Source organism: Streptomyces neyagawaensis (assembly GCF_023516595.1).
Taxonomy (GTDB): Bacteria; Actinomycetota; Actinomycetes; order Streptomycetales; family Streptomycetaceae; genus Streptomyces; species Streptomyces neyagawaensis.
This window is the reverse complement of sequence record NZ_JAMGBG010000178.1, coordinates 14,687-33,418: the sequence shown is the minus strand read 5'-3', so window position 1 is coordinate 33,418 and position 18,732 is coordinate 14,687. Positions and strand designations below refer to the sequence as shown.

At 73.0% G+C, this 18,732-nt stretch carries 14 protein-coding genes; 7 read left to right on the top strand and 7 right to left on the bottom strand.

Features of this window, described 5'->3' with window-relative positions; all coding sequences use genetic code 11:
• Positions 1-264: 264 nt before the first annotated feature.
• Positions 265-609 (bottom strand): SH3 domain-containing protein, encoded by a 345-nt coding sequence (locus M8J73_RS41720; protein WP_249829805.1) that lies wholly within the window; start codon positions 607-609, stop codon positions 265-267.
• A 183-nt stretch (positions 610-792) separates the two neighbouring features.
• On the opposite strand from M8J73_RS41720, the gene M8J73_RS41715 reads away from it, so the two are divergent.
• Positions 793-2,991, top strand: coding sequence for a serine/threonine-protein kinase (locus M8J73_RS41715; RefSeq protein ID WP_249829804.1), 2,199 nt, complete (start codon positions 793-795; stop codon positions 2,989-2,991).
• Between the two features lie 147 nt (positions 2,992-3,138).
• Here M8J73_RS41715 and ilvD read toward each other — a convergent pair whose 3' ends face one another.
• The 4 genes from ilvD to M8J73_RS41695 all read right to left on the bottom strand — a co-directional run bounded on the left by ilvD (position 3,139) and on the right by M8J73_RS41695 (position 7,663).
• Positions 3,139-4,992 (bottom strand): dihydroxy-acid dehydratase, encoded by a 1,854-nt coding sequence (gene ilvD, locus M8J73_RS41710; protein WP_055540760.1) that lies wholly within the window; start codon positions 4,990-4,992, stop codon positions 3,139-3,141.
• Between the two features lie 115 nt (positions 4,993-5,107).
• Positions 5,108-5,725, bottom strand: coding sequence for a TetR/AcrR family transcriptional regulator (locus tag M8J73_RS41705; protein ID WP_055540761.1), 618 nt, complete (start codon positions 5,723-5,725; stop codon positions 5,108-5,110).
• The gene (locus tag M8J73_RS41700; protein ID WP_249829803.1) at positions 5,722-6,543 is read right to left on the bottom strand and encodes a sugar phosphate isomerase/epimerase family protein; all 822 of its coding nucleotides are present in this window, start codon (positions 6,541-6,543) and stop codon (positions 5,722-5,724) included. The genes M8J73_RS41705 and M8J73_RS41700 overlap by 4 nt, the downstream gene beginning before the upstream one ends.
• 184 nt (positions 6,544-6,727) lie before the next feature.
• Positions 6,728-7,663 carry a Ppx/GppA family phosphatase gene (locus tag M8J73_RS41695; protein ID WP_249829802.1) on the bottom strand — a complete coding sequence of 312 codons (936 nt, stop codon included), beginning with the start codon at positions 7,661-7,663 and terminating at the stop codon, positions 6,728-6,730.
• A gap of 71 nt (positions 7,664-7,734) precedes the next feature.
• Here M8J73_RS41695 and M8J73_RS41690 point away from each other — a divergent pair, with 71 nt between their 5' ends.
• Positions 7,735-8,598: a DUF3109 family protein gene (locus M8J73_RS41690; RefSeq protein WP_079055255.1), complete on the top strand. Its 864-nt coding sequence runs from the start codon at positions 7,735-7,737 to the stop codon at positions 8,596-8,598.
• 60 nt (positions 8,599-8,658) lie between these two features.
• Here the strand turns inward: M8J73_RS41690 and M8J73_RS41685 are convergent, their stop codons facing one another.
• Positions 8,659-10,356, bottom strand: coding sequence for a BACON domain-containing protein (locus tag M8J73_RS41685; protein ID WP_249829801.1), 1,698 nt, complete (start codon positions 10,354-10,356; stop codon positions 8,659-8,661).
• Between the two features lie 243 nt (positions 10,357-10,599).
• Here M8J73_RS41685 and M8J73_RS41680 point away from each other — a divergent pair, with 243 nt between their 5' ends.
• From M8J73_RS41680 to disA, 3 genes are all read left to right on the top strand, one after another.
• The gene (locus M8J73_RS41680) at positions 10,600-11,979 is read left to right on the top strand and encodes an alpha/beta hydrolase (RefSeq protein WP_249829800.1); all 1,380 of its coding nucleotides are present in this window, start codon (positions 10,600-10,602) and stop codon (positions 11,977-11,979) included.
• A 455-nt stretch (positions 11,980-12,434) separates the two neighbouring features.
• Positions 12,435-13,844 carry a DNA repair protein RadA gene (gene radA, locus M8J73_RS41675; protein ID WP_249829799.1) on the top strand — a complete coding sequence of 470 codons (1,410 nt, stop codon included), beginning with the start codon at positions 12,435-12,437 and terminating at the stop codon, positions 13,842-13,844.
• An 81-nt stretch (positions 13,845-13,925) separates the two neighbouring features.
• Complete coding sequence (gene disA / locus M8J73_RS41670; RefSeq protein WP_055542252.1) at positions 13,926-15,050, top strand: DNA integrity scanning diadenylate cyclase DisA; 1,125 nt, start codon at positions 13,926-13,928, stop codon at positions 15,048-15,050.
• A gap of 132 nt (positions 15,051-15,182) precedes the next feature.
• Here the strand turns inward: disA and M8J73_RS41665 are convergent, their stop codons facing one another.
• Positions 15,183-16,019 carry a hypothetical protein gene (locus M8J73_RS41665; RefSeq protein ID WP_055542253.1) on the bottom strand — a complete coding sequence of 279 codons (837 nt, stop codon included), beginning with the start codon at positions 16,017-16,019 and terminating at the stop codon, positions 15,183-15,185.
• A gap of 393 nt (positions 16,020-16,412) precedes the next feature.
• Between M8J73_RS41665 and M8J73_RS41660 the strand changes: the two genes are divergently transcribed.
• Together M8J73_RS41660 and M8J73_RS41655 are read left to right on the top strand one after the other, a co-directional pair.
• Positions 16,413-17,486 (top strand): LLM class flavin-dependent oxidoreductase, encoded by a 1,074-nt coding sequence (locus M8J73_RS41660; RefSeq protein WP_249829806.1) that lies wholly within the window; start codon positions 16,413-16,415, stop codon positions 17,484-17,486.
• 218 nt (positions 17,487-17,704) lie between these two features.
• Positions 17,705-18,628 carry an HhH-GPD family protein gene (locus M8J73_RS41655; protein ID WP_249829798.1) on the top strand — a complete coding sequence of 308 codons (924 nt, stop codon included), beginning with the start codon at positions 17,705-17,707 and terminating at the stop codon, positions 18,626-18,628.
• Positions 18,629-18,732: the final 104 nt, after the last annotated feature.

Below are 18,732 nucleotides of genomic sequence, written 5' to 3'. Positions count from 1 at the left end.
GCGGCTTCGCCCCGGTTCCGGTCTGCTTGTCGCTCACCGGTCGATTATGGCTCCGGTGCGCTCGGCGGCGACGGGCCGGGCTGTCGGCGGCGACGGGCCGGGCTGTCGGCGGCGACGGGCCGGGCTGTCGGCGGCGACGGGCCGGGCTGTCGGCGGTCCCGGCGGCCCCGTGCGGGGCGCCCCGCCCCACCCCACGCGGGTCGCCCCCGCCCGGCCTGCGGGCGAGGGCGTCCCTCCCGGCTCGTACCGGTTGCCCCTGGTGGGTCAGCCGCAGCGGCCAGCCACGTAGCCGTCGGCGCCGGTGTAGACGTAGGCGTCGGAGATGTAGTCGCCGTCGCCGATGTTGTCCCAGATGTTGGTGGTGCCGTAGGGGCCGGAGATGGTCTGGCCCGGGGTCTGGCAGAAGATCGGGACCTTGGCGCCCTCGGAGAGGACGCGGACGATGCTGTAGCTGGTGCTCGGGCCGCTGCGGACGTTGAGGCGGACGCCGGGGGCGACCGAGTAGTAGCGGACGGCTGCCGTCACCGTCGCGGCGGTCGCGGCCGTGGCCGTGGCCGTCGGCTCGCCCTCGCTGTCGCCCGTGATCTCTTCGACGCGGTCGATGGACATGCGAAATCTCCCCCCGTTTCACCCCATGACAGCCATGGGGACCCTTTGATACCCCTGAATCAAGACACGCACACCTGTGCCTTCTTCGCACGCGGAGGCTAGCAAGCCGCCTCTGTCTCGTACGTGTCATCGACTAGGCTCCGTGCGTCGCGCGAGCGGCCGGAACAGCACGGGGGTGTGCCCATGGCGCCACAGCGGGACACCGGTTCGGGAGCGGAAGCGGAACTTCCCGAGTACGCCGGTCAGTACCGCCTGGAGTCATGTCTCGGCTCCGGTGGCATGGGCGTCGTCCATCTGGCCACCTCGACGTCCGGGCTGCGGCTCGCAGTGAAGGTGGTGCACGCCGAGTTCGCCAAGGACCCCGAGTTCAGGGGGCGGTTCCGGCAGGAGGTCGCCGCCGCCCGTCAGGTGAGCGGCGCGTTCACGGCGCCGGTGGTCGACGCCGACACCGACAGCGCCCGGCCCTGGATGGCCACCCTCTTCATTCCCGGCCCGACCCTCGCCGAGCACGTCAAGCGGAACGGGCCCATGCCGCCGGGGCAGTTGCGCCGTCTGATGGCGGGGCTCGCCGAGGCGCTGCGGGACATCCACCGGGCGGGCGTGGTGCACCGGGACCTCAAGCCCAGCAATGTGCTCCTCGCCGAGGACGGGCCCAAAGTCATCGACTTCGGGATCTCGCGGCCCAAGGACAGCGAACTGCGCACCGAGACCGGCAAGTTGATAGGCACGCCGCCCTTCATGGCCCCGGAGCAGTTCCGGCGGCCGAGAGAGGTCGGGCCCGCCGCCGACATCTTCGCCCTCGGCTCGGTGACCGTCCACGCGGCGACCGGGCGCGGGCCCTTCGACTCCGACAGCCCGTACGTCGTCGCCTACCAGGTGGTCCACGACGAGCCTGACCTCACCGGCGTACCGGAGAACCTCGCTCCGCTCGTGCGGGACTGCCTCGCCAAGGAGCCCGAGGACCGGCCCACGGCGGACGATCTGATGCACCGGCTGAGGTCCGTGGCGGCCTCGTACGACACCCAGGCGTTCATACCGGCCCAGCGCGAGCAGGGGTCGGGGGCGGGCGGCGAGCGCGCGCGGGACGCCCTGGCCGAAAAGGGGGCCGCGGGCCCGGACGGTACGGCTGCGGGCGAGGGGGACGGTGGGGCGGCCGACTCCGGTTCGGCGGACGCCGCACGGCAGGGCGAGCGGGGTCGGCCGCGTCGGCGGGTCCTCGTCGTCGCCACCGCGCTGGTGCTGGTCGTGGGCGGGGTCCTCGGCTCGGTGCGGCTGCTCGGCGACGGCGGGGACGCGGCACGCGGCGGTGCGGCCACGCCGCGCGCGACCGTGGCCGCCGCCCCCGCGCTCGAACCCTGGGCGACGAAACCGGCGCCGAAGAAGGCCGGGGCGCCACAGTGCTCGTACGGGGCGGGGAAGCTGGTGTGCGCGCAGCCGGGGCTGGTGTCGGCGTTGGATCCGGCCGATGGCCGGGTGCTCTGGCGGCACCCCGTCAGCGGGGACACCAGTGAGCCGCCCGTCGTGTCGGGCGGTCTGGTGCACGTCTCGACGGACGCCGGCGGCCGGTCGCAGGCCCTCGACCCGGCGACCGGCGAGGTCCGCTGGGAACGGGACCTCACCGCGTACGGCAGCCGGCGGTTCGTGGGCGGTGTGCTCCTGCTGACCTCGGCCGACGGCACCGTCACCGGCTTGGACGGCGCGACCGGCGACACGCTGTGGAGCCGTGCCGTCCCCGGGCAGCGGGAGGCGTACTTCACCTCGTTCGGCGGGGACGGGCCCGCCTATGTGGCGAGTGTCACCGGCGAGGGGGAGGGGGCGCGGACACGGGTCACCGCGGTGGACCCCGAGACCGGGGACGTCGTGTGGGACGCGCGGCTGGGCGGTGCTCTGAAGCCGGTGGGGGCCAGTGGTGACGCCCTCTTCCTGGTGGCCAGCGGCGGGGTGTACGGCGACACGGTGGGGGTCGTCCGCTACGACGCCGAAGCCGGGACGACGGACCGGTTCACGCTGCCCGTGCGGCTGGAGCAGGCGCTCGCCTTCGTCCGCGGTGACCGCGTCCATCTGCTGGGCATCGGCGGTTCGCTCGTGGCCGTCGACATGAAGGCGGGCAGGCAGCTGTGGCGGGCCGAGACGGGGGTGGCGCAGGGCTCGGCGCCCGTGGCCGACGAGCGGTATGTGTACTTCACCACCGCCGACGGACGGCTGCTCGCGCTCGACGCCCGCAAGGGCCGGCTCACCGGGGAGACTCCCCCGCGGCTCGGCGACACCGACCGGGTCGTGGCCGCGCTGACCACGCCGGTCGTCGTCGAGGGACGCGTCTTCGCGGGCGCCCCCGACGGCACGGTGTTCGGGGTGGACGCGGGGGCTCCGGCGGGTTGGTGACCGCCCGGCGGACGTGACCGGCGGGGCCGGGCGCGTGCCGTGGCCAGCGGCTGGACCGGGGCGCTGAACGCGCGGAGGGCCGCTGCCGGGGATCTCCTCCCGGCAGCGGCCCTCCGTACGTCAGGTCCCTACGCTCCGTACGTCGTGTCAGCCCAGCTTGGAGACGTCGCGCACGGCGCCCTTGTCGGCGCTGGTGGCCATCGCGGCGTACGCCTTCAGCGCGGCGGAGACCTTCCGCTCGCGGTTCTTGGGGGCGTAGACGCCGTTCAGCGCCTCCTCACGGCGGGCCAGTTCGGCGTCGTCGACGAGGAGCTCGATCGTGCGGTTCGGGATGTCGATGCGGATGCGGTCGCCGTCCTCGACGAGGGCGATCGTGCCGCCGCCGGCCGCCTCGGGCGAGGCGTGACCGATCGACAGGCCGGACGTACCGCCGGAGAAGCGGCCGTCGGTGATCAGTGCACAGGACTTCCCGAGGCCGCGGCCCTTCAGGTACGAGGTCGGGTAGAGCATCTCCTGCATACCGGGGCCGCCCTTGGGGCCCTCGTAGCGGATGACGACGACGTCGCCCTCCTTGATCTCCTTCAGCAAGATCTTCTGGACGGCCTCCTCCTGCGACTCGCAGACGACCGCCGGGCCCTCGAACGTCCAGATCGACTCGTCGACGCCGGCCGTCTTCACCACGCAGCCGTCGACCGCGAGGTTGCCCTTCAGCACGGCGAGGCCGCCGTCCTTGGAGTAGGCGTGCTCGGCGGAGCGGATGCAGCCGTTCTCGGCGTCCTCGTCGAGGGAGTCCCAGCGCTCCGACTGGGAGAACGCCTCGGCGGAGCGGACGCAGCCGGGGGCCGCGTGCCACAGCTCGACCGCCTCGGGCGACGGGGAACCGCCGCGCACGTCCCATGTCTTCAGCCAGTCGGCGAGGGAGGCGCTGTGGACGGAGTTGACGTCCTCGTTGAGCAGGCCCGCGCGGTGCAGCTCGCCCAGCAGGGCGGGGATGCCGCCGGCGCGGTGCACGTCCTCCATGTAGTACGTGCGGTTCTTCGCGACGTTGGGCGCGACCTTCGCCAGGCAGGGCACACGGCGCGAGACGGCGTCGATCTCGTTCAGGCCGAAGGGGACGCCCGCCTCCTGGGCGGCGGCCAGCAGGTGCAGGATCGTGTTGGTGGAGCCGCCCATGGCGATGTCGAGGGCCATGGCGTTCTCGAAGGCCGCGAACGAGGCGATGGAGCGCGGCAGGACCGTCTCGTCGTCCTGCTCGTAGTAGCGGCGGGTGATGTCCATGACCGTGTTGGCGGCGTCGACGTAGAGCTGCTTGCGGGCCGTGTGGGTGGCCAGGACGGAGCCGTTGCCGGGGAGGGACAGGCCGATGGCCTCGGTCAGGCAGTTCATCGAGTTGGCGGTGAACATGCCGGAACAGGAGCCGCAGGTCGGACAGGCGTTCTCCTCGATACGGAGGATGTCCTCGTCCGAGATCTTGTCGTTCACGGCGTCGGAGATCGCGTCGACCAGGTCGAGCGTGCGGACCGTGCCGTCGACGAGGGTGGCCCGGCCGGACTCCATGGGGCCGCCGGAGACGAAGACCGTCGGGATGTTGAGCCGCAGGGCGGCGTTCAGCATGCCCGGGGTGATCTTGTCGCAGTTGGAGATGCAGATCAGGGCGTCGGCGCAGTGGGCCTCGACCATGTACTCCACGCTGTCCGCGATCAGGTCGCGGGAGGGCAGGGAGTACAGCATGCCGCCGTGGCCCATGGCGATGCCGTCGTCGACGGCGATCGTGTTGAACTCGCGGGCGATGCCGCCGGCCTCGCGGATCGCCTCGCTGACGATCCGGCCCACCGGCTGGAGGTGGGTGTGGCCGGGCACGAACTCGGTGAAGGAGTTGGCGACCGCGATGATCGGCTTGCGGCCGATGTCCGCGCCCGGTACACCGGAGGCGCGCATAAGGGCGCGGGCGCCCGCCATGTTGCGGCCGTGGGTGACTGTGCGGGACCTCAGCTCGGGCATCGTCGCTCGCCTCGCTCCTTCGGAGAGTTATGACTGAAGTCGAGCGTACGCCGGTTATCCAGTGGGCGGACACATCGTCCGGATGGCGGGACGAGCGTCTCGGTTTTCGGCGTCCTCAGTGGGGTGCCGTCAGATGGGCCTGCACCACGGGGGCCACTCGTCTGATGATCTGTTCGGGGTCCGCCGACGCCAGGGGCTCGACCTTGATCACGTAACGGATCATCGCGATCCCCACCAGCTGCGCCGCCGCCAGCTCGGCCCGCAGTTCCGCGTCCGCGACGTCCAGCCGGCCGGCGATACGGCGGAGCACCTGGGTGGCGACGATCCGCCGGAACACGGCGGCGGCGGTGTCGTTGTTCACGGCCGACCGCACGATCGCGAGCAGGGGCGTACGGGTCGCGGGGTTCTCCCAGACGCCGAAGAAGAAACGGGTGAGCCGCTCGCCGACAGAGTCGAGGGGGCCGTCCTCGACGGCTCTGGGCGCCTCGAGCGCCGGGGCGAAGGAGAACGTGATGGCGGCCTCGAACACCTGCTCCTTCGTCCCGAAGTAGTGGTGCACCAGCGCCGAGTCCACCCCGGCGGCCTTCGCGATCCCCCGGACCGACGTCTTGTCGTAGCCCCGCTCGGAGAACTCCTCGCGGGCCGCGGCGAGGATGCGGTCGCGGGCGGCGGGGGCGTCGGCCGCTTCCGTACGAGGGGGCCGTCCCCGGCGCCGGGGAGTGGCCGACGTCACGGCCGCGGGACCTTCGCGGAGGAGGCGAGGTGCAGCCGGGTGAAGGCGAGGGCCTCGGCGAGGTCGGCCTCGCGTTCGGCGCTGGACATGGCCCGGCGGGTGTTGACCTCGATCACGACGTGACCGTCGAACCCGGAGCGGGCGAGGCCCTCCAGCAGCTCGGCGCAGGGCTGGGTGCCGCGGCCCGGCACGAGGTGCTCGTCCTTGGCCGAGCCCCGGCCGTCGGCCATGTGGACGTGGCCGAGGCGGTCGCCCATGCGGTCGACCATCGCCAGCGCGTCGACGCGGGAGGTCGCCGCGTGGCTGAGATCGATCGTGAAGTGCCGGTAGTCGTCCTTGGTCACGTCCCAGTCGGGGGCGTAGGCGAGCATCTCGCGGTCGCGGTAGCGCCAGGGGTACATGTTCTCGACGGCGAACCGTACGTCCGTCTCGCCCGCCATGCGCCAGATCCCGGTGACGAAGTCGCGCGCGTACTGGCGCTGCCAGCGGAACGGGGGATGGACGACGACCGTGCTCGCGCCGAGCTTCTCGGCGGCCGCCCGGGCACGCTGGAGCTTGACCCACGGGTCGGTGGACCACACCCGCTGGGTGATCAGCAGACAGGGGGCGTGAACGGCGAGGATGGGGATCTGGTGGTAGTCGGAGAGACGGCGCAGCGCCTCCATGTCCTGACTGACCGGGTCGGTCCACACCATGACCTCGACGCCGTCGTAGCCGAGGCGCGCGGCGATCTCGAAGGCCGTCGCCGTGGACTCCGGATAGACGGAGGCCGTGGACAGGGCGACCTTCGCGTCCGGGATCCGCACCACTTCTGCCACGCAGCACAGCCTAAAGGGTGGGGTTCGTCGTGTGGGGCAGGGGCGGGCAGTTGGCCGGGAGCGGGTGGCGCTCGCCACATCGCCGCGGGAGGCGGTCGGCGGGGCGGGCGCGGGTCCCTCACGGTCGCCCGCGATGTTCCCCGCGCCTCGTGGCCTCGTCGTCCCCGGTGTGCGAGGTGGGTTCCTAGGTGGTGGTGCCCATGTGGTCCAGGCGACGCAGGATGACGCCCTCGCGCAGGGCCCAGGGGCACACCTCCAGGGTCTCCACCTCGAAGAGGTCCATGGCGCCCTCGGCCACCAGCGCCCCGGCGAGGAGCTGGTTCGCGCGGCCCTCGGAGACGCCGGGGAGGGCGGCCCGCTGGGCGGTGGTCATCTCGGCCAGCTTGGGGACCCAGGACTCCAGGGCCTGGCGCTTGAGGTCGCGCTGGACGTAGAGGCCCTCGGTGGAGCGGGCGGCGCCGCCGATGCGGGCGAGCTGCTTGAAGGTCTTGGAGGTGGCGACCACGTGGTCGGGGGCGCCGAAGCGGCTGAACTCGCCCACCGTGCGGGCGATCTGCGCGCGGACGTGGCGGCGCAGCGCGCGGACGTCGTCCGGGGCGGGCGGGTCGCCGGGGAGCCAGCCGGCGGTGAGGCGGCCGGCGCCGAGCGGGAGGGAGACGGCCGCGTCGGGCTCCTCGTCGATGCCGTAGGCGATCTCCAGGGAGCCGCCGCCGATGTCGAGGACGAGGAGCTTGCCCGCGGACCAGCCGAACCAGCGGCGGACGGCGAGGAAGGTCAGCCGGGCCTCCTCCGCGCCGGTGAGGACCTGGAGTTCGACCCCGGTCTCGTCCTTGACGCGGGCGAGGACGTCGTCGGCGTTGCTGGCCTCGCGCACGGCGGAGGTGGCGAAGGGGAGCATCTCCTCGACGCCCTTGTCCTCGGCGGCCTGGAGGGCCTCGTGGACGACGGTTATGAGTTTGTCGACCCCGTCGTGGCCTATGGCGCCGTCCTCGTCGAGGAGCTGGGCGAGGCGCAGCTCCACCTTGTGCGAGTGTGCGGGCAGGGGGCGCGCGCCCGGGTGTGCGTCCACCACCAGCAGATGCACCGTGTTCGATCCCACGTCGAGGACACCGAGTCTCATGGGCGGAACGCTACTGCCAGACGGCCCGTGCGCCGTCCTCCACGCGGGCTTCGGCGCCGTACCCTGGACGGGTGCCAAAGACGAAAAAGGCAAAGGCCGACAATTCGGCAGTGGCGGACGCCGGGTCCTCGCGGGCGAAGGCGGCGACCAGACCCCAGAAACCGCGGAAGGGCGCTGCGGTGCCCGACGAGAAGGGGCTCGATTTCGCGCGCGCGTGGGTGGAGTTCCCTGATCCGGCGGACGAGGAACAGGTCTTCCGCTGCGATCTGACATGGCTGACCTCCCGCTGGAACTGCGTCTTCGGCAGCGGCTGCCAGGGCATCCAGGCGGGGCGCGCGGATGACGGCTGCTGCACTCTGGGTGCCCATTTCTCGGACGAGGACGACGAGAAGCGGGTCGCCGAGCATGTGGCGAGGCTCACGCCGGAGATCTGGCAGTTCCACGATGTGGGCACCCGGACCGGGTGGGTCTCCCAGGACGAGGACGGGGAGCGGCAGACCCGGCCGTACAAGGGTTCGTGCATCTTCCAGAACCGTCCGGGTTTCGCCGGCGGGGCGGGCTGCTCGCTGCACATCCTGGCGCTGCGCGAGGGGCGCGAGCCGTTGGAGACGAAGCCGGACGTCTGCTGGCAGCTGCCGATCCGGCGCACCTACGACTGGATCGACCGGCCCGACGACACCCGGGTGCTGCAGGTGTCGATCGGTGAGTACGACCGCCGCGGTTGGGGCCCCGGCGGCCATGACCTGCACTGGTGGTGCACGTCGGCGACGTCGGCGCACGGCGCGGGTGAGCCGGTGTACGTGTCGTACCGGCCGGAGCTGATCGAGCTGATGGGCAAGGCCGCGTACGACCGGCTGGTGGAGCTGTGCGAGGAGCGGCTGGCGACCCGGCTGCCGCTGGTGGCGCCGCATCCGGCGGACCCGGTGGTGCCGTAGGCCGACCGACAGCGGCAACTCGCGGCGGCGGTCCCCCTCGGAACCTCAGAGCGCAGGCTCTCAGGCTGCGGGCGGGGGATCGCCGCCGCCGTCGCCCGGCGAGGGCGGCGGGTCGGCGGGCCCCGTGGGGGCCTGGTCGGTGGGGGTCGGGGTCGGGTCCGGCTGGGCGGGACCTGTGGGGGTGGGCTCCGGGCCGGGCTGCGGGGGCGGCGCGGTGGGCCTCGGCGGGCCGGGGTCCGGCACGGGTGCGGTCGGGCGGGGGTCGTCCGGCGGCGCGGGGACGGGACCGTAGCCCTCGATGGTGACGACGGCGCCCGCGGGGGCGAGCGTGACCTGCGCGGTCCAGTGCCCGGCGGGCTCGCTCAGCTGGTCCACGTACACCTTGATCGTCAGCGATGCGCCGGGTTTCAGGGTTCCCGAGGAGTGGCTGAGGTAGAGCCAGTCGGCGCCGGTGCGGGCGGACCAGACGACGGGGGAATCGCCGGTGGCGCGCAGGGTGATGAGGGTGGTCTCGCCGTCGTTGCGGGCGGTCACGGCGAGCGCGCCGCCGCCTTTGCCGCGGGTGACCTCCACGGAGACGTCGTCCGAGTCGTGCCCGCCCCGGCGGGCACCGGGTTCGGCCCGGGCGCTGCCGGCGTTCTCGTAGGCGCCGGTGCCGTCGCCGACGGTGCCGTCGCCGACGCCCTGTGCCTCGCCTGAGGCGACCGACCGGCCGTCGACGCCCTCGCCGATGAGGGGGGCTCCCCGGTAGGCGGCCCAGAGGGCGAGGACGGGGGCGGCGACGACGGTGGCGACGACCGTGGTGGTGACGGCACGCGCGCGGAGCCGGTCGCGGCGGGCGGCGCGGTCCCTGGGGTCCATGGGGAAGCCGCGCCGGTCGAAACGCGGGGCACGCGCGCGTGTGAGGTGTCCCATCGCGCCGCACAGGGCCGCGCGCGGGGCTTCGAGGACGGGCAGCGCGGCGGGGGTGACGCTGGTGCCGGGCCAACGGCCGGGGACGGCGCGCTCGGCGGCGCGGCGGCAGACGGGGCAGTCGTCGACGTGCCGGACGAGTTCGCGACGCAGGGTGGCGCTGAGGACGAGTTGCTGGTCGCCGGTGAGGAGGGCGACGCCGGGGCAGGCGCCGGTCTCCACGACGGCGAGGGCGGCGCGGGTGCGCTCCACCTCGCAGGCGGCGGAGGAGAGCAGTTCGCGGGCGGCGGCCGCGTCCATGCCGAGGACGTCGGCGACCTCCTGGGCGGTGAGCTGGTGGCGGACCGCGAGTTCGAGCGCCTCGCGCTGCTCGGGGGTGGTGCCGGCGGCCTCCGGCCAGGCCAGCCGGGCGAGTTCACGCCGCCTTCGGCGCTCCTCCTCCTCGGACAGGTGCGGCGCGGCGGCCCGTACGCCGTGCTGGGGCTCCGCGCCGTGCGGGGCGCGGCGGCCCTGGGCGTGTGCGCCGGGGCGCGCCTGCCGGGTCTCTGTGAGCTTGCGCAGACAGGACCAGCGGGCCAGCGCGTACAGCCAGGACCGGCGCCTCTCCTCGGCGTCCGGGCCACGGCGGCGCTCGGCGAGGGCCAGGACGTCACCCAGGGCGGCGATCGCCGCGTCGTGGTCGCACAGCACCGACATGCAATAGGTGAACAGGCCGTCCAGGTACGGCTCGTAGCGCGCGGGCGGGCGCTGCGCCACCGCGCGCGCCGCAGCCCGATCGCGCGCCTCGCTGTGCGCCCGGTGGGCGCCGGCGGTGCGGGTCGAGGTCTCCGGACTGATGCTCATCATCCGTGGACGGTAGGCGCCCGGAAGCAGCTCGTTCTCACCTCTTGAGCACTTTTACTCCGTACGGGTGAAACGATCCCTCATAAGGGGACAGGAACGCGGGGTTCCGCGCGCTGGCTGATTGCTGTGCACTTCATTGACCGTCACAAGAAATCAGCCCTACATTCCCCTCGGGTTCGAGCTACCCCCGAGTACGAGCGTGCAACGCCCCCGTCCCCCTTCGCGTCGACAGGAGCCCTACCTCTCATGGCCGTACGCAGTCGCCGCTCCACCCGCACCCTCACCGCCCTCGCCGCGGTCGTCGCCCTCTCCGCGACCAGCGCCTCCGTCTCGACCGCCGTTCCCCGGGCGGCCGCCGGTCCCGTCGAGCGCCTCTCCGGCACCCTTCCCGACGGCGCCACCTGGATAGCCGACGTGCCGGAGGACTGGAACGGCACGCTGATCGTCTTCAGCCACGGCTTCGGCGTCACGACGCCCCAGAACGCCCCCCGCGAGGCCGTACGCCTGCGCCTCCTCGAAGAGGGCTACGCCCTCACCGGCTCCTCCTTCGACACCAGCGAGACCCTCTGGGCCCTGGAGAGCGCGGAGCGCGACCAGGTCGCGACGATCAGGGCGGTCACCGAGAGGATCGGCGAACCCGACCGCACCCTCTCCGTCGGCCTGTCCATGGGCGGCCTGGTCAACGCCCGTCTCGCCCGTTCCGGCGCCGGCGGCATCGACGGCGCCCTGGGTCTGTGCGGGCTCGTGGCCGGCGCGAACGACCTGCACGCCTACCAGTTGGACGCCGAGTACACGATCGCCCGCCTGCTACTGCCCGGCACCCCGGTGAAACTGGTGGGCTTCGCCTCCGAGGCCGAGGGCGCCGTCAGCGGCCGCCTGCTGACCGACGCCGTCGCCGCCGCCCAGAAGACCCCCGAGGGCCGCGCCCGTGTCGCCCTCGCCGCGGCCTACCTGAACCTGCCGACCTGGACCTACGGCAGGAACCGCCCCGCCGCCGGCGACCATGCCGAGCAGCAGGCCCAGCAGGCCTCATGGCTGCTCCAGGGCGTCCTCAACCGGGTCGTGCCGTCCCGCTACCACGTCGAGAAGGCCCTCGGCGGCAACAACTCCGGCAACCAGGGCATCGACTACGCGCGCGTGCTGGCGACCTCCCAGCACGCGCCCCTGGTCAAGGCGCTCTACCGGAAGGCCGGCCTCGATCTGCGGGCCGACCTGCGGAACCTGACCGCCCACGCCGACATCGCCGCGGACCCGGCCGCCGTGACCGCCGGCCGACGCACGTCCTCCGCCGGCCAGGGCCTCGCCGTACCCCTCCTCAACATCCACACCACGGCCGACGACCTCGTCCCCACCGAGCAGCAGTCCCGCTTCGCCGCACGGATCCGCGCCTCCGGGGACGCCGCGCTCCACCGCCAGGCGTACGTGGAACGCCAGGGCCACTGCAACTTCACCACCGCCGAGACGGTGGCCGCCCTCCACGCGGTCGAGTCCCGCCTGGACAAGGGCCACTGGGGCGCAACGGCCACCGCGGCCGCCCTCCAGACAGCCGCCCAGTCCCTCAACCTGGACGGCGCGGCCTACACCCCCCACCACCCGGCCCCCCTGACAATCGGCCGCCCCCTGTAGCCCACCCCTTACGCAGGCACCTCCATCCGTAGCCGATGCCCCCACGACCGAACCCGAACCTGCGGGAGCAGCCAATGCCCCCACATCGGGCGGGCCGCCCACGACGGAAGGGCCCCGAACCTGCGGGAGCAGCCAATGCCCCCATGGCGGGCGGGCCGCCCACGACGGAAGGGCCCCGAACCTGCGGGAGCAGCCAATGCCCCCATGGCGGGTCGGCCGCCCACGGACGGAAGGGGCCGTGCCGGTGTGTCAAGCCCGTCGCGTAGAGAAGCACAGAGAACAGCTCCCCACGAACCCCCGAGCAGTAGGGCACCATGCGACGGGCTGACACACCGGCACGGCCCCGCCCCCCCCAACGAACCGCACGCGCCCCCGGCCCACCCCCGCCCCCGGCCCCCGGCCCCCGGCCCCCAGGCCCCCGCCCCGTTGTCAGTGCCCTCCGCTACGGTTCGTGCATGGCTGCCCGTACCAAGTCCACGAAGGATCGCCCCTCCTACCGCTGCACGGAATGCGGCTGGCAGACGGCGAAGTGGCTGGGCCGCTGCCCCGAGTGCCAGGCCTGGGGCACGGTCGAGGAGTACGGCACCCCCGCCGTCCGCACCACCGCCCCCGGCCGGGTCACGACCTCCGCCGTCCCCATCGGCCAGGTGGACGGCCGCCAGGCCACCGCCCGCCCCACCGGCGTCCCCGAGCTGGACCGCGTCCTCGGCGGCGGCCTCGTCCCCGGCGCGGTCGTCCTCGTCGCCGGCGAGCCCGGTGTGGGCAAGTCCACCCTCCTCCTCGACGTGGCGGCGAAGTCGGCCAGCGCCGAGCACCCCACGCTCTACGTCACCGGTGAGGAGTCCGCGAGCCAGGTCCGCCTGAGGGCCGACCGTATCGACGCCCTCCACGACCATCTCTACCTCGCCGCCGAGACCGACCTGGCCGCCGTCCTCGGCCACTTGGACGCCGTCAAGCCCGGCCTGCTCATCCTCGACTCGGTCCAGACGGTCGCCTCTCCCGAGATCGACGGGGCGCCCGGCGGCATGGCCCAGGTCCGCGAGGTCGCGGGCGCGCTGATCCGCGCCTCGAAGGAACGCGGCATGGCGACCCTGCTCGTGGGCCACGTCACCAAGGACGGCGCGATCGCGGGCCCCCGCCTCCTGGAGCACCTGGTCGACGTCGTGCTGCATTTCGAGGGCGACCGCCATGCCCGCCTCCGCCTCGTACGCGGTGTCAAGAACCGCTACGGCGCCACGGACGAGGTCGGCTGCTTCGAGCTGCACGACGAGGGCATCACCGGCCTCGCCGACCCCAGCGGCCTCTTCCTCACCCGCCGCGACGAGCCGGTGCCCGGCACCTGCCTCACCGTCACCCTGGAGGGCCGCCGCCCGCTCGTCGCCGAAGTGCAGTCGCTCACAGTCGACTCCCAGCTGCCCTCCCCCCGCCGCACCACGTCCGGCCTGGAGACCTCGCGCGTCTCGATGGTTCTGGCGGTTCTGGAGCAGCGCGGCCGGATCGCCGCCCTGGGCAAAAGGGACATCTACTCCGCGACGGTGGGCGGCGTGAAGCTGTCCGAGCCCGCCGCGGACCTGGCGATCGCGCTCGCCCTGGCGTCCGCGGCGAGTGACACCCCGCTGCCCAAGAATCTCGTGGCGATCGGCGAAGTGGGCCTCGCCGGCGAGGTCAGAAGGGTCACCGGTGTGCAGCGCCGCCTCGCGGAGGCGCACCGCCTCGGCTTCACGCACGCGCTCGTTCCGTCCGATCCAGGCAAGGTTCCTCCCGGTATGAAGGTGCTGGAAGTGGCGGACATGGGGGACGCGCTGCGGGTACTGCCCCGATCCCGTCGTCGAGACGCCCCACGGGACGACGAGGACCGCCGGTAGACTTTGCCCAGGTCTCGCCCGTCCGTACGAACCACGTGTGCGAAACGGGAGCGCCCCAGAACCTGCGACCGGAGGAGTGCAGTGGCAGCCAACGACCGGGCAGCAGCTCCCGGAAAGTCCGGTGGGAGCTCCGGTGCCGATGGCCTGATGCGCGCCTCACTGAGCGCCGTGGCCCCGGGCACGGCCCTGCGCGACGGGCTTGAGCGGATTCTCCGCGGCAACACCGGCGGACTCATCGTGCTCGGCTTCGACAAGACCGTCGAGCCGATGTGCACCGGTGGTTTCGTCCTGGATGTCGAGTTCACGGCCACGCGGCTGCGTGAGCTGTGCAAGCTGGACGGCGGCATCGTCCTCTCGTCGGACCTGTCGAAGATCCTGCGGGCGGGTGTCCAACTGGTCCCGGACCCGACGATCCCGACGGAGGAGACCGGTACCCGGCACCGCACCGCGGACCGCGTGAGCAAACAGGTCGGGTACCCGGTGGTCTCCGTCTCCCAGTCGATGCGTCTGATCGCGCTGTACGTCGACGGGCAGCGCCGTGTCCTGGAGGACTCGGCGGCGATCCTCTCCCGCGCCAACCAGGCCCTCGCGACGCTGGAGCGGTACAAGCTCCGCCTGGACGAGGTCGCGGGAACGTTGTCAGCGCTGGAGATCGAGGACCTGGTGACGGTCCGGGACGTCTCCGCGGTGGCCCAGCGTCTGGAGATGGTCCGGCGCATCGCCACCGAGATCGCCGAGTACGTCGTCGAACTGGGTACGGACGGCCGTCTTCTGGCCCTCCAGCTGGACGAGCTCATCGCGGGTGTGGAGCCGGAGCGGGAGCTGGTGGTCCGGGACTACGTCCCCGAGCCCACGGCCAAACGTTCCCGTACGGTCGACGAGGCGCTGTCCGAGCTGGACGCCCTGTCCCACGCGGAGCTCCTCGAACTGCCCACGGTGGCACGGGCCCTGGGCTACACCGGCTCCCCCGAGGGCATGGACTCGGCGGTCTCCCCGCGCGGCTTCCGCCTCCTGGCGAAGGTCCCCCGTCTGCCCGGCGCCATCATCGACCGCCTGGTGGAGCACTTCGGCGGCCTGCAGAAGCTGCTCGCCGCGAGCGTCGACGACCTCCAGACGGTCGACGGCGTCGGCGAGGCCCGCGCCCGCAGCGTCCGCGAGGGCCTGTCACGCCTGGCGGAGTCCTCGATCCTGGAGCGCTACGTCTAGCCTCCGACGGTCAGCCGAACCAACCGCTGGCCTCCGACGGTCAGCCGAACCAACCGCTGACCCCGGCGGCAGCCGAACCAACCGCCCCGCGCCCCTGGCCGATCGCGGCCAAGCGCGCCCCGCCCCGGAGGGTCAGTCCTTCTCCAGGACGAACGACGTCCGGTCCTTGGTCAGGCCGGGGGCCTTCGCCTCGATGAGGTACGTGCCGGGCTTGGCCGAACCGGCGGACGGGGTCGCGCAGTTGGGGGCGCTGGGGTCCCGGTTCCACTGGACGGTGTAGGTGACCTGGTCGCCGGCCGGAACCCGGAACAGCAGGCTGCCGGCGGTCTCGTGGCAGTCGTCGGAGGACCAGAACGCGTCGTCGGCCCCGGTCGCCGTGATCGTCACGATCGTGTGGTCCGGGCCGAGGTCGAGCTTGCAGTCGCTGCCCGAGGAGTTGCGGGCGACGAGCTCGAACGTGGGGTCCGCACCGGGCGCGTAGGCGTTGCGCACACTGCGGATGCTCAATTTCACGGCTGAGGACGTGCAGTTGGGCAGGCTGGACCCCGCCGGCACCTGCTCACCGGAGGTGCTCCCCCCACTGCTCCCGGTGCCGCCGGACGAGCCGCCCGCGCCGGCGCTCGAACCGCCGTCGCCACCACCGGACCCGGAGCCCGAGCCCGAACTGGAGCCGGACCCCGAGCCGGATCCGGAGCTGTCGCCCCCGGAGCCGGACTCGTCGCCCGTCTCGTCACGGCCGCCCGGCGCCTGGCTGATCGCCGGGCCGGAGCCGGAGGGCCCGGGGGTGATGGAGGGCACGGGGTTCTTGCCGTTGGAGTCGCCCGCGCCGTTCTTGCCGTCGCCGCCACCGCTGGTGACGACCCATACGATCAGGAGGGCGAGCACGCCGAGGACGGCCGCCATGACGGCCCTCCGTCGCCAGTAGATGGTGGAGGGAAGCGGCCCGACCGGATTGCGCAGAGATCCCACGGCGCAAACTGTACGAGAGATCAGGCACCTGACTGGCCCCACCCGCCGCCCGGAACCGCAACTTTTCCAGATCATCATCCTGGTAGGCCTGACGCACCCCCTGATCAGGGAAGTTACCGATCGCGTTCAGTAACCACCAAGACCAAATGGACACCGTCCGTGATCGCGGCGATCAGGTGGGCGAAAGGTCAACTCCCCGGCCCCCCGCACATGTTCACCGGACCGGTGCACGACTCCCCCAAGCCGACCGCCGGCACCTCCCCCGCCCACCCCCGTTCACGATCGCACCCCTCGCACCTCTGGCCCTCCCTCGGCGCCGTCGCCCCACGCGACACCCACCTGCGACAATCGTCCCCACCCCGGACCAGCTGGAGGACGACCATGGACCACACCGTGCCGCCTGGCTCGCGGCCGTTGCGGAAGCTGGGCTTTCTGACCATCGGGCTGTTCGACGAGGCGGACCCCCGGCGGGGCCACGAGTCGACCCTGGAGATCATCGAGCTGGGCGAACGGCTCGGCTTCGACAGCGCCTGGCTGCGCCACCGTCACCTCCAGTACGGCATCTCCTCCCCCGTCGCCGTGCTCGCGGCGGCCTCACAGCGCACCAGCCGTATCGAACTGGGCACCGCCGTCATCCCGTTGGGCTGGGAGAACCCGCTGCGGCTCGCGGAGGACCTGGCGACGGTCGACATCCTGTCCGGCGGCCGGCTCAACCCCGGCGTCAGCGTGGGGCCGCCGATGCACTACGACACCGTCAGGTCGGCGCTCTACCCCGACAGCGCCGACGCCGAGGACTTCAGCTTCGAGCGGGTCCGGCGGCTCCTCCGCTTCGTGCGCGGGGAGGCGGCCACGGAGTTCAGCGGCACCGAGGGGTTCGAGGTCTTCTCGGACCGGGTCCAGCCGCACTCCCCCGGCCTCGGAAGCCGTATGTGGTACGGCGGCGGCAGTCTGCGGTCGGCCCGCTGGGCCGGGGAGAACGGGATGAACTTCCTCACCAGCAGCGTCGTGCAGGCGGAGCCTGGGGAAGCGACGCCGAACGAGGGGGCGCCGGGGGACGAGGAGGCCGGGGCGGGGTCGGCGGACTTCGCCGCGATCCAGCTCTCGCACATCCGGCAGTTCCGCGCGCATCACCCCGACGGGGAGCGGGCGCGGGTCTCGCAGGGGCTGGTGGTGATTCCGACGGACTCCGCGAGTGCGGAGCAGCGGGCCCGGTACGAGGCGTACGCGGCCGCGCGGCTGCCGCGGACGGCGGCGCCGCAGGGGCCCGGGCGGCTGCTGTTCGCGCCGGACCTCGTGGGGACGGCCGAGGAGATCGCCGAGCGTCTGCACGCGCAGGTCGCGTTCCGCGAGGTCGACGAGGTCGCGTTCGCGCTGCCGTTCACCTTCGAACACGAGGACTATGTCCAGATCCTGACGGACATCGCGACGAGGCTGGGACCGCGGTTGGGGTGGCGGGGCGCCCCATAGCTCGGGGGTGCGTGTGGTTTTGGTGGGTGCGGGCGCGTCGTGGTTTCTCGCGCAGTTCCCCGCGCCCCTGGAGGCGCCGGGCGGTGACATATGCGGCTCCGCCTCGTGGGCGCGACAAGCCCCCACCCACCCGCACCCGGCGTACAACAGGTGCCCCCCCACCCCTCCGCCGCGCCCCCACCACCCCAGCGGAGCGACATGGCAGGATCGGAGGTGCCATGACTGCACCCACCACGCCCCAGAGCAACACCGTCGACCCGACCCCGTCCGCCTCCCCCCTGCACACCCCGGTGATCGCCTGGTTCGAGACGCACGCGCGGGATCTTCCGTGGCGGCGGCCGGAGGCCGGCCCGTGGGGGGTGATGGTCAGTGAGTTCATGCTTCAGCAGACGCCGGTCAACCGTGTGCTGCCGGTCTACGAGCAGTGGTTGTCCCGCTGGCCCCGCCCCGCTGACCTCGCGAAGGAACCGCCGGGTGAGGCGGTGCGCGCGTGGGGCCGGCTCGGCTATCCACGCCGGGCACTGCGGCTGCACGGCGCGGCGGCGGCCATAACGGAACGGCACGGCGGCGACGTACCGAGGGACCACGCGCAGTTGCTGGCGCTGCCGGGCATCGGGGAGTACACGGCGGCGGCCGTGGCGTCGTTCGCGTACGGGCAGCGGCACGCCGTGCTGGACACGAACGTCCGCCGGGTCCTCGCCCGCGCGGTCACCGGGACGCAGTACCCGCCGAACGCCACGACGGCCGCCGAGCGGAAGCTGGCGCGCGCCCTGCTGCCGGAGGACGAGGGCACGGCGTCGCGCTGGGCGGCCGCGTCGATGGAGCTGGGCGCGCTGGTGTGCACGGCGAAGAACGAGTCCTGCCACCACTGCCCCATCGCCGCGCAGTGCGCCTGGCGGCTCGCCGGGAAGCCCGCGCACGACGGGCCGGCGCGCCGGGGCCAGACGTACGCCGGGACCGACCGGCAGGTGCGCGGCAAGCTCCTCGCCGTACTGCGGGACGCGGTGGAGCCCGTACCGCAGACGGTGCTCGACCGGGTCTGGGACGAGCCGGTGCAGCGGGCCCGGGCGCTCGACGGCCTGGTCTCCGACGGACTGGTGGAGCCCCTCCCCGACGGCTTCTACCGACTCCCCCTCACCTGACACTCGTCACCCAACCACGCCTGCCCCGACCGGAGTCCGCGCCGGACCTCCCGCGGACTCCACGGGGCGGACCCCACAACGCCGATCCCACGGAGTCCGTGACG